General features: G+C 57.7%; 13 protein-coding genes and 1 pseudogene. 5 read left to right on the top strand and 9 right to left on the bottom strand.

Annotation, left to right across the window (positions count from 1 at the left end; all coding sequences use genetic code 11):
- Positions 1–83 precede the first annotated feature (83 nt).
- A complete protein-coding gene (locus A6764_RS07985) occupies positions 84–314 on the top strand; it encodes a hypothetical protein (RefSeq protein WP_029099908.1) in 231 nt (76 codons plus the stop codon).
- Between the two features lie 78 nt (positions 315–392).
- Entirely contained in the window at positions 393–872 is a 480-nt protein-coding gene (locus A6764_RS07980) for a glutathione peroxidase (protein WP_065066864.1), read from the top strand.
- 91 nt (positions 873–963) lie between these two features.
- Here the strand turns inward: A6764_RS07980 and typA are convergent, their stop codons facing one another.
- Positions 964–2,805, bottom strand: coding sequence for a translational GTPase TypA (gene typA, locus A6764_RS07975; RefSeq protein WP_065066865.1), 1,842 nt, complete (start codon positions 2,803–2,805; stop codon positions 964–966).
- A 134-nt stretch (positions 2,806–2,939) separates the two neighbouring features.
- Here typA and A6764_RS07970 point away from each other — a divergent pair, with 134 nt between their 5' ends.
- Complete coding sequence (locus A6764_RS07970) at positions 2,940–3,524, top strand: YhcN/YlaJ family sporulation lipoprotein (RefSeq protein ID WP_051188239.1); 585 nt, start codon at positions 2,940–2,942, stop codon at positions 3,522–3,524.
- 115 nt (positions 3,525–3,639) lie between these two features.
- On the opposite strand, the gene speD is transcribed toward A6764_RS07970, so the two are convergent.
- The 6 genes and pseudogenes from speD to A6764_RS07940 form a co-directional block, all read right to left on the bottom strand.
- Positions 3,640–4,044 carry an adenosylmethionine decarboxylase gene (gene speD, locus A6764_RS07965; RefSeq protein WP_029099905.1) on the bottom strand — a complete coding sequence of 135 codons (405 nt, stop codon included), beginning with the start codon at positions 4,042–4,044 and terminating at the stop codon, positions 3,640–3,642.
- Between the two features lie 237 nt (positions 4,045–4,281).
- Positions 4,282–4,878 carry a hypothetical protein gene (locus A6764_RS07960; protein WP_029099904.1) on the bottom strand — a complete coding sequence of 199 codons (597 nt, stop codon included), beginning with the start codon at positions 4,876–4,878 and terminating at the stop codon, positions 4,282–4,284.
- A gap of 324 nt (positions 4,879–5,202) precedes the next feature.
- Entirely contained in the window at positions 5,203–5,727 is a 525-nt protein-coding gene (locus A6764_RS07955; protein ID WP_065066866.1) for a DUF4446 family protein, read from the bottom strand.
- A 77-nt stretch (positions 5,728–5,804) separates the two neighbouring features.
- On the bottom strand, positions 5,805–6,458 hold the full coding sequence (locus tag A6764_RS07950; protein ID WP_065066867.1) for an endonuclease III domain-containing protein: 654 nt from the start codon (positions 6,456–6,458) through the stop codon (positions 5,805–5,807).
- Between the two features lie 203 nt (positions 6,459–6,661).
- A pseudogene (locus tag A6764_RS07945) lies at positions 6,662–6,943 on the bottom strand (hypothetical protein); the annotation flags it as partial.
- Between the two features lie 45 nt (positions 6,944–6,988).
- Positions 6,989–7,129 (bottom strand): hypothetical protein, encoded by a 141-nt coding sequence (locus A6764_RS07940; RefSeq protein ID WP_218059923.1) that lies wholly within the window; start codon positions 7,127–7,129, stop codon positions 6,989–6,991.
- A gap of 219 nt (positions 7,130–7,348) precedes the next feature.
- Here A6764_RS07940 and A6764_RS07935 point away from each other — a divergent pair, with 219 nt between their 5' ends.
- On the top strand, positions 7,349–7,999 hold the full coding sequence (locus tag A6764_RS07935; RefSeq protein WP_065066868.1) for a YktB family protein: 651 nt from the start codon (positions 7,349–7,351) through the stop codon (positions 7,997–7,999).
- 118 nt (positions 8,000–8,117) lie between these two features.
- On the opposite strand, the gene A6764_RS07930 is transcribed toward A6764_RS07935, so the two are convergent.
- Entirely contained in the window at positions 8,118–9,155 is a 1,038-nt protein-coding gene (locus A6764_RS07930) for an NAD(P)H-dependent flavin oxidoreductase (protein ID WP_143863652.1), read from the bottom strand.
- Positions 9,156–9,266: 111 nt separating this feature from the next.
- Here A6764_RS07930 and A6764_RS07925 point away from each other — a divergent pair, with 111 nt between their 5' ends.
- Entirely contained in the window at positions 9,267–10,739 is a 1,473-nt protein-coding gene (locus A6764_RS07925) for an aminotransferase class I/II-fold pyridoxal phosphate-dependent enzyme (protein WP_029099898.1), read from the top strand.
- A gap of 158 nt (positions 10,740–10,897) precedes the next feature.
- Here A6764_RS07925 and A6764_RS07920 read toward each other — a convergent pair whose 3' ends face one another.
- On the bottom strand, positions 10,898–13,006 hold the full coding sequence (locus tag A6764_RS07920) for a hypothetical protein (protein ID WP_065066869.1): 2,109 nt from the start codon (positions 13,004–13,006) through the stop codon (positions 10,898–10,900).
- Between the last annotated feature and the right edge of the window lie 19 nt (positions 13,007–13,025).

The following is a 13,025-nucleotide window of genomic DNA, read 5'->3' as shown; positions in this document are numbered from 1 at the left end:
GCAGCGGCAAATCGTATCATAAAGCACGATCAGTCCGCTTACCTATTAAGTAGTGACCATTCAGCAGAGCGGGAGGGAAACGGGTGAAGCATACGCAAGCGATGGCCAGCGTGCAATTCCTGCAGGAACGGTTCGCCTACAGCACCATGTACGACTCGGTGCGAAAGAGCGGTCTGGGCGAAGTGCGAACGATTGTCGTGCAAAATCAGGACGGCGTGGTCCGCGTCCTGCAAAGCACCGTGCGAAACGGAACGGAATCGCTGCAGCAGATTATCCTCGCCGAGGAAGAACTGACGATTCTGAAACAACTGTAGCGAAATGGCTGGAAACCTTTTTCTGCCAATGGTATAGTGGACACAGGAACAAGACGAGCCAATCGAGGTGGGATTTCCATGAGCATCTACGATTTTTCGGTGACGACCATCACGGGCGAGGAGAAAACGCTCGCCGAATACAAAGGCAAGGTCATGCTGATTGTCAACACCGCCAGCCAATGCGGGCTGACTCCGCAGTACAAAGGGCTGCAGGCATTGTACGAGCGCTACCGCGACCGCGGTCTGGTCGTGCTGGCCTTTCCCTGCAACCAGTTTGCCGGCCAGGAACCGGGCACAGCCGAAGAGATTGCCGCCTTCTGCGACCGGACGTACGGCGTCACCTTCCCCGTTTTCGCCAAAATTGACGTCAACGGCCCCCACGCCCATCCGCTCTACCAGTACCTGAAGGCAAACGCCCCCAACGGAGACGGCCAGGACATCGAGTGGAACTTCGCCAAGTTCCTCGTCGACCGTGCCGGAAACGTCGTCAAACGCTTCGAGCCGAGCGTGCAGCCGGAGGAACTGGCGGATGAGGTCGAACGGTATCTGAACGATTGATCCAAACGATCGGCATGGGCAAACCGCATGATGAAAAAAACGAAAAGCCGTACTTGCCTTTTTCGGGCAGTACGGCTTTTTTCCATTGTCATTACGCCTGCGTCTGCGCTTCCCAGCGTTTTTGCTTTTCGTAGCGCTCCCGCTCCGACTTGGTCAGGTACTTCTTGCGCAGGCGGACAGACTGCGGCGTCACTTCGCACAGTTCGTCGTCGTTCAGATACTCCAGCGCTTCTTCCAGGGTGAGCAGACGGGGGGTTTTCATCTTCACCGTCTCTTCCTTCGTCGCCGAGCGGACGTTGGTGGCGTGCTTTTCCTTGCAGACGTTGACGGTCAGGTCGTTGTCCCGGTTGTGCTCGCCGACGATCATGCCCTCGTACACCTCTGTCCCCGGCTGGATAAACATCACGCCGCGGTCTTCGACGGACATCAGACCGTAAGTGGTGGCCGTTCCCGTCTCGTTGGAGATCAGCACGCCGGCGCGGCGGCCGCCCACGCTGCCCGGTACATACGGACGATAGCTGTCAAACGAATGGTTCATGATGCCGTATCCGCGGGTAATGGTCAAAAACTCGGTGCGGTAGCCGATCAGCCCGCGGGACGGGATGATGAACTCCATCCGCACCTGGCCGAAGCCGTTGTTGATCATGTTGACCATCTCCGCCTTGCGCTGGCCCAGCGTCTCCATGACGGCACCGGTGTACTCCTCCGGCACATCGATAATCAGACGCTCCGCCGGTTCCATTTTTTGGCCGTCGATTTCCCGCACGATCACTTCCGGTTTGGAGACGGCAAGCTCAAACCCTTCCCGGCGCATGTTTTCCACCAGGATGGAGAGATGGAGTTCGCCCCGGCCGGAAACGATAAACGCATCGGGCGAATCGGTCTCCTCCACGCGCAGCGACACGTCCGTCTCCAGCTCCGCCATCAGCCGGTCGCGCAGCTTGCGGGAGGTGACGTGTTTGCCTTCCCGTCCGGCAAACGGACTGTTGTTGACGAGGAAGGTCATCTGCAGGGTCGGCTCGTCAATTTTCAGCAGCGGCAGCGGATCGGGATGGTCGAAATGGCAGACGGTCTCGCCGACGTTGATGTCCTCCAGTCCGGCGATCGCCACGATGTCCCCCGCTCTGGCCGTCTTTTGCTCCACGCGCTGCAGACCGGAAAAGCCGAACAGCTTCTGCACGCGCATCCGCTTGACGGAGCCGTCTCGCTTGACGACGGCTACCATGTCGTTGACGTTGATCGTCCCGCGGTAAATCCGGCCGATGCCGATGCGGCCCAGGAAGTCGTTGTAATCCAGCATCGTGACCTGCATCTGCAACGGAGACGCTTCATCCGCTTCCGGCGCCGGAATGTGCGCGATGATCGTCTCAAACAGCGGACGCAGGTCGCCTTCCAATTGATCCGGCGCCATGCCCGCAATTCCCTGCAGGCCGGATGCGTATACAATCGGAAACTCCAATTGCTCTTCCGTCGCGTCCAGGTCGATGAACAGATCGTACACTTCGTTGATCACTTCCTGCGGACGGGCGTTTTCCCGGTCCACCTTGTTCACGACCACGATCGGCGTCACCTTTGCTTCCAGCGCTTTCTTCAGCACGAAGCGGGTCTGCGGCATACAGCCTTCAAAGGCGTCGACGATGAGCAGAACGCCGTCCACCATGCTCATGATCCGCTCCACCTCGCCGCCAAAGTCGGCGTGGCCCGGCGTGTCCAGGATGTTGATGGTATACTCCTTGTATTTGACGGACGTCGTTTTCGCCAGAATGGTGATGCCGCGCTCCCGCTCCAGATCGTTGGAGTCCATCATCCGCTCCTCCACCTGCTGGTTGCTGCGGAACGTCCCCGATTGGATCAGCAATTTGTCAACCAGCGTCGTTTTCCCGTGGTCGACGTGGGCAATAATCGCAATGTTGCGTATGTCAAGACGCTTCATGTGTACCTCCTCTGGTATGCATACCTTTCATAATATCAGGTCGTGAAACACGGCACAACGGGCAGTTTTACGTCCAATCCCTACCTGAGTATCGGCATGTTTCCCGGACATACTAAGCGCAGGAGGTGGCTACCATGAACAAATGGATGTGCGCTGTCGCCGGACTGGTTGTTGCAGCCTCCGTGTCCGGGTGTGCCAACTACGGCGCGGCTCCCCCGACCAAACCGCGGACGCAGGGAACGCCTAATACGGCGCCTGCACCCGTTCCGAACACGCAGCGATACGATGTTAACCATTACCGCAACGGCTTCACCGCGCAAGGGTTTAACCACCAATTGGCGGAGCGGATCGCGAAGGCCGCGGACAGCGTTCCCGGCGTAGAAGCGGCCACCGCCGCCATATACGGGACAGATGCTGTCGTCGGCATTCGCACGCGGGCCAACGTGGCCCATGTGCAGCAGCGAAAGGTGATTGAACGGCAGGTTCACGCCGCCGTGCGGAAGGAAGCGCCGAACCTGAACATTCGCGTCACCTCTGACAGCGGCATGTTCACCCGCATCCGCACCATTAACAACACCGTGCGTGATGGCCTGCGCGGCGCGGCCAACACGCTTACGACCGGACCAAACACCGTGGCCGGCAACCTGACCAACGCCGCCAACGACTTTGGCATGCTGATCCGCGATTTGGGCCGGACGGTGACGGCACCTTTCCGCTGAGTCTTTGTTCCGTCTCCCGGGGATGGCTGTGGAGAAGCCCCTCCGCCCATTCGGGGCAGTGCTGACGTAAAAGAGGTGCGGATGATTCCGCACCTCTTGGCTTTCCTTGCGATTGTTACTTGCTTGCTACTTCGAACGGCTTGATTTCCGGTTCGGCCACTTGCAGCTCGCCGGTGCCGCGCACCAGTTTCTTCGCGTACACTTTTTCCGGCTTCAGCACGGAAATCAGATAGTCGATCGCCACTTGCGGATCGACGGTTTCGCCGCAGGTGTAGCAGTCCAGCGCGGCAAATCCGCGCTCGGGATAGGTGTGAATGGACAGGTGGCTTTCCGAGAGGAGAACCAGAACGGTAGCCCCTTGAGGAGAAAACTGCTTGGCTTGCACACCCAACACGGTGGCGCCACACGCTTCAGCAGCTTCGATCATTTCTTTCTTCAAAAATTCGGCGTCGTTCAACAAATCAAACTGAACTCCCCATGTGTCAACGGCAACGTGTCTTCCGAAAGTCGAGTATTCCATCTTTCGGTTTCCCCCTTCCTAGCAAGTGTAATGTTAAACATCGCTAGGACCTGCGTCATTCACTAACGGGGGCGGTTTCCCTCATGTCATCCACCCTTTAAAGTGAATCCTGGTTCCTAATCCTGTTTCCAACGAAAACAAACATACCATGCTTCTGCCTAAATGACAATACTTTTTTTTGGAGAAAAACCAGGAAAACAAAAAATGGGTGCGTATGCGCCCATTTTTTGCTTGTTCTTACGCTTCCAATTGAAACAATCGTCGTGACAACGCGGCTAGTCGAAGGTCAATCGCACTGACCTTTTCTGGGGCCGTTCTCTTTGCCCAATTACGCAAATCCAGCCATCGATCCGTCTCTTGGCGAATCGATTCGATCTCCTGTTCGCTGCCCATCTGCCGGAACAGAGACTCCAATTCCCGCGCAACGTTTGCATTGGTGTTTTCGAAGATGGACACCTCTTCGTCGCCGGAAACTTCCTGAATACTCACGACGGAGCCTTCGTCGTAATGGTAGACGACCGTGAATCCGTCGTAGATTCGGTGCACGATTCCGTGGCCTCGAAACGTTTTCATGGCTTTTCGCATGGCGTTGGCCAACTGCAAGTCTCGGATGAGGTAGGAACTTTCACACGAATAACGGTTGCCAGTCCGGTGGAAGGTCAGTTGGATCTCCCCGTTCTGATCCGTCAGCAAAACGTCACGATCGCCGTTGTCGCATACTTTGACATCGACTGAAATGTGTTCATTGGCGAAGAGCGCGACAAATCGGTTCAGCTCTTCTTCGTTCATCGTGAAATAGGCCTTGGCGTAATTGGTTGCTAAACGCTGTGCCATACTATCTCCTCAATTCTTTTGAATTCCTGGCTCGTTCAGACGATAACGACTGCCAATTGAGGAGATACGCTACGTGTCAACAAAGGAACGTTGTAGAACCTGGCCTTGCCCCGTGAATCGAAAATCGATTTGGGTAATGAAGGCGGATCACCTACTTTTTGTAATTAAACCGTCCTTGACACTTTTATTATACACGATGCGCAGGCAAAAGTCTTGATCCAAAAGCGGATGAATTTTCGCAAAAAGACCAAATATCCGCAGGAAATGGCGAGGAGGGAAAAAGAACTCCCTGATTCTGCGCAATGCTTGCCAATCCTGTAGGATTTACCGGCTTTTTTCGTCCAGTCGGCCAGCGCTGTTGTTCATCGCCTTGCGAATGGCCGTTCGTTCTTCCTCGGAAAGATGATAAGGGGATTCGCCGCGCTCCACCGGTTTGGCATACATGCGCGATTCATCCCGTCCGTAAATGCTGGTGACGACCACGCCGTTCTGCGCGTCGTCCACGATGGCAAGCGAAAAGCTCAGGTCGCTGCCGAGATCGCCGAACGCGTTGTAGCGGACGAGCGCCACGTTGGCGCACTGGCCGGCGACGCGCTGCGACAGGCGGTTCAGCGTAAACTGCTGGTCATCCTGCCGCTTTTTCACCTCGTCCACTTCGTCCATCAGCCGGTACATGCCCTCTTCCAGGTTGGCGCCGCCCGTCCCCGCCAGCAGCCGGTTGAGCGATTTGCGCAGCCGTTTGATCCGCACGGACTGCATGATGCAGAGCACGAGCAGGAGGACGTTGAACGCGAGCACGGCCAACAGCAAGAGCGGTGTGCCGGCCGTCAATGATAGGAGTGGTTCCATGTGACGTTTTCTTCCTTTCTGGTGGTGCGTAAATTGCCAAAATCCTCTACTATTGTACCTCCGTCCGGTCAGGCAATTCAAATGGAATCATGAAAATATCGGCAATCGTCAGCAAACGGACAGGCCGAACAGCGGGGAAAACGCTTCAGGCAAAACGCCTTGCTGTGCTCCACGATCAGGCCGTGCAGCCGGCGCAGGTCTTCCGCCTCCGTCAGCTCCGCCAGAATGGCCTGCCGCACCTGTTCATAGGAGAGCGCTTCCCCGGTCAGCCGCTGCCACAATCGACGGGAATAGGCGTCCCCGGATATTGCCGGCCGATTCAGCGCGTAGGCCAGGATCGTATCCGCCGTCTCCTGCCCGATCCCTTTCAAGAGCAGAAGCTGCCGGCGCAGCTCGTCCGTGCCGTCTGCCGAACGGCGAAGCCTGTCCACTCCGCCCTGCTCCAGCACCCACCCGACCAGTCCCAGAAGTGCGGCGCTTTTCGCCCGCTGAAACCCGGCCGGACGAATCACCTCCGCCAGGCGTTCGGCCGTCTCGCCAGCCAATGCCGCCGGCTCCAGCAACCCTGCCTCTCTCAGCCTGTCAAGCGCTTTTTCCGCATTGGTCCAGGTCGTATTCTGCACCAGCACGCTCCCCGCCATGCGGGCAAACGGATCGGTCACCCCCCACCACTCATCCACTGCAAACGACGGGAATGTCCGCTCCAACGTGTTGTATATGCGCTTCCACATGCGCTCGTCCCTCCCGCAGACGCTTTTCCCTTTCATTGTAGCAGGACAGGGCGAGCGGATGTGACGAAACGCTTCTATAAATGAAGCCCGTCTTTCATTCCGGGACCAAAAAAAGCGACACCCTCCATGACGAGATGTCGCTTTTTTCATTCCCTATGAACATGAACGAGACTCATCTTCCTGTGCGTTCCTCCAGTCGTTTGTTACGCTTCCAGCAGCAGCATCTCCCGGCGGAGCTGCTTCAAGCGTTCGGTTGATCTGCGAATCTGCACCTTGTCTTTCTCCTGCAGCGCATCGTACAGCGTGGCCAGTTCGTAGTCCAGTTCCAGGCGCAGAACGGGTATGCGTTCTTCGGCGTCGCGTCGTTTCAGGGCGGCAATCACCTGATCCATGGTTACATTGCAAGCCTTTTCGTAGATCATTGTTTTCTCAGCTCCTTTTGTTTCCACTGTTCTGACGGCCTCTTCCCGCCGAATGCGCTTCACCGGCGAGGTGCCGGTACGTTCATTCGGACATGCCGTCGGGGGTGTTCACGCGGAAAAGAAACTGCCCGAAGGACTCCCTTCACGAGACGCTGCTCCCGCTTCCGAGAGCGTGCCGCATCGCGTGCCGGTGGTCCGGCCAAACCAACCTGCCAGCTCCCCAAACTCCAGTTCCCTGTCGTGGTTCATCCACCCCCATTCACAGAATACTCAGACAACGCTGCTGCATACGGGAGCGAGTGGTATATCATATTATTCTGCGGCTGGGTTTGCTATTCATTTCCCGGCGTGTATTTTTTTCCGGTGTGTTATGTTATCATATGGGGGATTACAAGCTCCCTTGACGGGGACGCCTGCCCGTTTCTCGCGGGCAGCGCGCGAGACCGTCCGAATCGAGGTGTCTGTTGCGTGACGACGTTTGCAGGATTTCACCAGGAAGACTTTGACGTATTTGCCATTGACGGCCTGGATAACCGGATGGAGGCGATTAAAACCGTCATCCGCCCGAAACTGGAAGCGCTCGGCCGGCATTTCGCCCCGACGCTCTCCCTGGCGTGCGGCAGCGAAATGTTTTACCATGTGGCCAAACACGCCCGCCGGACCGTCAATCCGCCAAACGATACGTGGGTGGCCTGGGCTCACGACAAGCGCGGGTATAAAAAGCACCCGCATTTTCAGGTGGGGCTGTGGGGCACGCACCTGTTTGTCTGGTACGCCGTCATCTACGAATCGCCCGTGAAAGAAGAGATCAGCCAGTCGATGAAGCGGCATCTGCACGAGATCCTTCAGATCGTCCCCGACGATTTCCGCTGGTCCCCCGACCACACCCAGCCGGACAGCACCCCGCAGGCCGAACTGGGACGCGAGGGCGTCCTCAAGCTGGTGGACAGGCTTGCGACCGTGAAAAAAGCGGAAATTCTCTGCGGCATCACCATCGACCGGCACGATCCGGTGCTGGCCGACGGCGGCAAGCTGCTGCAGCGTTTGGACGAAACGTTCGCCGTGCTGACCAGGCTGTACAACCTGTGCAGGCCCGGTTCGCTGGCCGCCTCCCGATAAGGGTAGTGAAGATATATGCAAAAGAACAGGTCCGCTTTCTATCGCAAAAAGCGAGTGCCTGTTCTTTTTTTTCGTTTCTCGCATACCGGACGAGAGCCGGGAACACTAGCGGTACCGGCTATTCCCGCTCGGCGCTGGCGCGCAGCGCGGCCAGTCTTACCTCCACTTCCCGGAACATCCGCTGGAAGAGTTCCTGCACAGTCGGCACATCGTGGATCAAGCCGATCACCTGCCCGGCCCAGCCAAAGCCTTCCTCCGCGTCCCCCTCGTAGATGAAGGTACGGTTGCGCTCGCCGCTGATGTAGGGCTTCAAGCGTTCGTAGTCAGCGCCTTCCTGCTCCAACTGCAGGATCCGGTCGGCGCCAGGGGTCCGCACGACGCGGGCGGGCGTGCCAAGCGTGCGCTTGATGACGGCCGTATCGTGCTCCGTGCCTTTCAGCAGCGCTTCCTTGTAGGCCGGATGGGCGTGCACGCATTCCTGCGTGGCGATGAACCGGGTGCCCATCTCCACGCCGTCCGCCCCCAAGGCCAGCGCCGCGAGAAGACCGCGGCCGTCGCCGATGCCGCCGCTGGCCAGGACGGGAATGTTCACCGAGTCCACGACGCGGGGAATGAGCACAAACGTCCCGATGTCGTCCCGCCCCAAGTGGCCGCCACCCTCCTGGCCCACAGCCATGACCGCATCGGCGCCGATCGCTTCCGCCTTTTGCGCCTGCCGCACGGACGCGACGAGCACCAGCTTTTTCACGTCATGGCCGTCGGTTCGCCGAATCAGCGGTTCCGGGTTGCCGCCTGTAACCGATATGACCTGGACGCCCTCCTCCAGCGCGACGTCCAGCATGTGTTCGTACGGACGGCCGTGCTGGCCGATGGCAAAATTGACGCCGAACGGCTTGTCTGTCAACGCTCTTACCTTGCGAATCTGTTCGCGCAGGGCCTCCGGTGACGGCAGGGACATCGCCGTGATCTGCCCCAGGCCGCCGGCATTGGAGACGGCCGCGGCCAGCTCGGCGTAGGCCAGGTACGCCAATCCCCCCTGGACGACGGGATAGCGGATGCGGAGCAGTTCAGTCACTCTCGTTTTCATCGTCATCACCTCGCTCCCCACACAACTTCTCGGTGCAGGGACGAATCTCCTGCCTGTAACCGCATTCATGAATAAAAATCCGCTTGCTTTCCCGTTTCTTTTTGCTATACTCAACTTTGTTTGTTTTGTTGAATTCATCTTTTGCGCACTTTCATCTTTCTGGAAAAGCGAGGCGATCGTATGAGTCAAATGAAAACTCCTCTGTTCAGCGGGTTGGTGGAGCACGCCCGAAAGAATCCCATCCAGTTTCACATTCCGGGTCACAAGAAGGGCATGGGCATGCACCCGGCATTCCGCGAGTTTATCGGGGAGAATGCGCTCTCGATTGACCTCATCAACATCGCTCCACTGGACGATCTCCATCATCCCAAGGCGATGATCAAAGAGGCTCAGGAATTGGCCGCCGAAGCGTTCGGCGCTGATCATACATTTTTTTCCGTTCAAGGGACAAGCGGTGCGATCATGGCGATGATCATGGCCACCTGCAAACCCGGTGACAAGATCATCGTGCCGCGCAACGTGCATAAATCGGTCATGGCGGCGATTGTTTTTGCGGGAGCCGTCCCGGTGTTCATTCACCCCGCCATGGACGAACGCCTGGGGATTTCCCACGGCATTACGGTCAAGGCCGTGCAAAAAGCGCTGCAGACCCATCCGGACGCGGCCGCTCTGCTGGTGATCAATCCCACCTATTTCGGCATCGCCGGCGATCTGCGGGAAATCGTGCGCACTGCCCACAAATACGGAATTCCCGTGCTGGTGGACGAGGCGCACGGCGTGCACATCCATTTTCATGAAGACCTGCCCATTTCCGCGATGCAGGCGGGGGCGGACATGGCGGCCACCAGCGTGCACAAGCTGGGCGGGTCGCTCACCCAGACCTCGATTCTGAACGTGCGGGAAGGACTGGTGGACGTCGACCGGGTGAAGACGGTGATGAGCATGCTGACCACCACCTCCACGTCGTACATTTTGCTGGCGTCGCTGGACATGGCCCGGCAGCATCTGGCCCTGAACGGACGGGCGATGATGGACGAGGCGATTCGGCTCGCCGACAAGGCGCGGAAGATGATCAACGAGATTCCCCGCATCTACTGCGTCGGCCGGGAAATTCTCGGCAAACCGGCGACGTTTGCGATGGACCCGACGAAGCTCCTGATCCACGTGCGGGATCTCGGCATCACCGGCTGGGAAGTGGAAAACTGGCTGCGGGACAAGTACAACATCGAAGTGGAATTGAGCGACCTGTACAACGTGCTCTGCCTCGTCACCCCCGGTGACACGGAAGAGTCGATTCAGACGCTCGTCAACGCGCTGCGCGAGCTGGCGGTGGAATTTGCCCACGTGCAGGCGGAGGAAAAGCCGGCGATTGTCCTGCCGAAGATCCCCGTGCTGTCCATGACGCCGCGCGACGCGTTTTACGCGGAGACGGAGGCGATCCCGCTGGCGGAAGCGGAGGGACGCGTCATCACCGAATTCATCATGGTCTACCCGCCGGGCATTCCGATTTTTCTCCCCGGTGAAGTGATTACGGCCGACAACATCGCCTACATTCAGGAAAACATTCGCGCCGGCCTCCCGGTACAGGGACCGGAAGACGAGACGCTCCGGACCGTCAAGGTGGTCAAACAGCAGGCCGCCATCTCCGGCTGACGACGGCGACAGCCGCTGCCTCATCGCGAGGGCAGCGGCTTTTTTGCTGCCCGCTGTCCGTTTCCCGCCGGCACGCACCGATTCCGTACCGGCGCCGCGCAAAAAGGCAGGCCGGGAGGGAACCACGCCCTCGCAGCCTGCCTGTTTCGTTTGGGGGATTAGTTGTACACGCGGATGACGATGTCATCCAGATCGGATTGATACAACAGGTCTAAAAACCGATCCGAGTCATTCAAAGCATCCACGAAATTGAGCGACACTTCGTTCTTCGTGCCGGCAAAGAAGACAAAATACACGTCTTCAAAGTCGTTGTCGCCAATAATATCGAGGAGCGAGTCGTCCTCCAGCACCTTGGCGAAATTGTACTCCCGGTAATCGCCCGGCTGTTCACCGCCGTTGTCGTCGTCATCGTCGTCCCGCGGGTCGGTGACCGCGATCGTGTACACGGCCGGATTGCCGTCGCGGGTATCGATCCACACCACGCGGTTGCCGCTCAGGCGAACTTCATCCATTTCCGCATCATCGGACCAGTAGTACTTGCTGAACGATTCGTCTTCGATGTCGTACAATTCGTAGGTGAACTGCTCTTTGTTACGCGAACCGCGATTTTCCTTGAACAGGACCAGGTCGCGGGACGCTTGCGGTTCGATCTGATCCCCGTCCGTCCAGCGCAGGAGCACATCGGTCCGGTCCCGGTCAATGTCGTAATAGTACAAATCGTACGTTTTGGTTTTGGATGAATACTCGCTCCACACCACAACGTTGTCGCCAAGGCTGGCCCCTGTTATGTCAGCATCGGCGCGCACTTCCGTCTCGTCCTCTTCGTCCAGGTCGTACAGGTAAATGGTGTCTTTTCCGGAGCGTTCCGTCACCCACATGACGAAGTTGTCGTAGATGTCAACCGCCTTGGGATCGCGTACCCTCGCGATATCCTCGGTTTTTTCCGTGGACAAATCGGTCACGTACAGATCCCGATCATCGTCGATCCACGCCAGCTTGCTGCCGTCCAGTTCGTACAGCGTGTCGGAAGGAACGGCCTTGGTGCTCGTCACCCTCTTCTGGGTACCGCGGCGGATGTCGTACGCGATCAACGCTTCGTCCTCTCCGTCATACCAGACGACATAACGGTTGCTGACCAGAGGACGGCGCGGCTCCGAACCGGATTTGCTGATGACGGAACTGGTCTGCGTATGCAGATCGTGCAGGATCACATTGGTCGTTTTCTTGTTTTCGTTGATGTAGACCACATAGCGGTCATCGCCGTCCGGCTGGCTCGGATCTCCGGACAAGCCGCCGATTGGCACCAATTCTTCATCGTCCAAGTCGTACAGATAGAGATGCACGTTCTTGTCGCCGTCTTGTTTCGCAAAGATCACGTAATCGCCGTAAATGCGCGGAGGCAGCTTGTCGTAGACCTCTTCGTCCAACTCCTCCGCATCGTCGTAGTCAATGTCGCCGATCAGCAGCGCACCGTCTTCCACAAACACGTATGTATCTTCGTACAGATGCGGGTATGCCTGCTTGTTGGAGTCTTCCGTCAGGCGCTTGTTTCTGTCGCGACCGATCACGTAGACGTAAAGGTCGTCGTACCTCTCGTCCTGGTAAACGATCTGGTCATCATAGATCGAAGGATTCGTCTGATGGCCGAGCGCGGTTACCGCCGCGCGTTCCCGCCCGCTCTTGATGTCGTAATAGTAAATGTCGACGTTGCCGTTCCGGCGGTCTTCCCACGCGACATAAGAGGTGCTTACCGTCGGTTTGCCGGCCTCGCCGCTGGTGGAGATACGGACTTCTTCCCCGGTATTGATATTGTAGAGGTAGATGTCGGATTTGCCGCCATGCTTACCGCTCCAGGCCACGTAGTTTCCGGATAGTTCCAGTTCCACGGCTTCTGTCGTGCCGTCCGTAAGGCGCCTTTCCTTTTTCGTTCCGATGTCGTACAGGTAGACGTCCGAACCGCCGTGACGGGAATCGATCCAGGCCACGTATTTACCGTCCACTCGCAGGTTGGTTTTGGCGGATTGCTTGTCCCCGATTTGGCTTTCTTTATGCTCATCGAGATCATACAGGGTGATGACTTTTTCCCCCTCTGCGATCCAGACGGCGTAATCCTTGGAAATGTCAAAACCGGCTTTGGAAATGACCGGATTGCTGGAGTCGATGCGGACTTCTTCACCGACGTAGTACGCAAATGCCGGAGTCCCGCTCCACAGGGTCGTGGCCAGCAGCGCTGCAGCCAACAAACCTCGGATGGGGGTTCTCTTCATGTAACGATTCCTCCTTTTG

Source organism: Brevibacillus sp. WF146, assembly GCF_001673705.2.
GTDB lineage: Bacteria > Bacillota > Bacilli > Brevibacillales > Brevibacillaceae > Brevibacillus > Brevibacillus thermoruber.
Note: the sequence above shows the minus strand (reverse complement) of the source record. Positions and strands in the feature narration are given on the sequence as shown.

What these genes read in the sequence shown, in the direction of transcription:
- A6764_RS07980 (WP_065066864.1), top strand. Translation starts at nt 393, where the DNA reads ATGAGCATCTACGATTTTTCGGTGACGACCATCACGGGCGAGGAGAAA.
- typA (WP_065066865.1), bottom strand. Translation starts at nt 2,805, where the DNA reads ATGAAGCGTCTTGACATACGCAACATTGCGATTATTGCCCACGTCGAC.
- A6764_RS07970 (WP_051188239.1), top strand. Translation starts at nt 2,940, where the DNA reads ATGAACAAATGGATGTGCGCTGTCGCCGGACTGGTTGTTGCAGCCTCC.
- speD (WP_029099905.1), bottom strand. Translation starts at nt 4,044, where the DNA reads ATGGAATACTCGACTTTCGGAAGACACGTTGCCGTTGACACATGGGGA.
- A6764_RS07960 (WP_029099904.1), bottom strand. Translation starts at nt 4,878, where the DNA reads ATGGCACAGCGTTTAGCAACCAATTACGCCAAGGCCTATTTCACGATG.
- A6764_RS07955 (WP_065066866.1), bottom strand. Translation starts at nt 5,727, where the DNA reads ATGGAACCACTCCTATCATTGACGGCCGGCACACCGCTCTTGCTGTTG.
- A6764_RS07950 (WP_065066867.1), bottom strand. Translation starts at nt 6,458, where the DNA reads ATGTGGAAGCGCATATACAACACGTTGGAGCGGACATTCCCGTCGTTT.
- A6764_RS07940 (WP_218059923.1), bottom strand. Translation starts at nt 7,129, where the DNA reads ATGAACCACGACAGGGAACTGGAGTTTGGGGAGCTGGCAGGTTGGTTT.
- A6764_RS07930 (WP_143863652.1), bottom strand. Translation starts at nt 9,155, where the DNA reads ATGAATGCGGTTACAGGCAGGAGATTCGTCCCTGCACCGAGAAGTTGT.
- A6764_RS07925 (WP_029099898.1), top strand. Translation starts at nt 9,267, where the DNA reads ATGAGTCAAATGAAAACTCCTCTGTTCAGCGGGTTGGTGGAGCACGCC.
- A6764_RS07920 (WP_065066869.1), bottom strand. Translation starts at nt 13,006, where the DNA reads ATGAAGAGAACCCCCATCCGAGGTTTGTTGGCTGCAGCGCTGCTGGCC.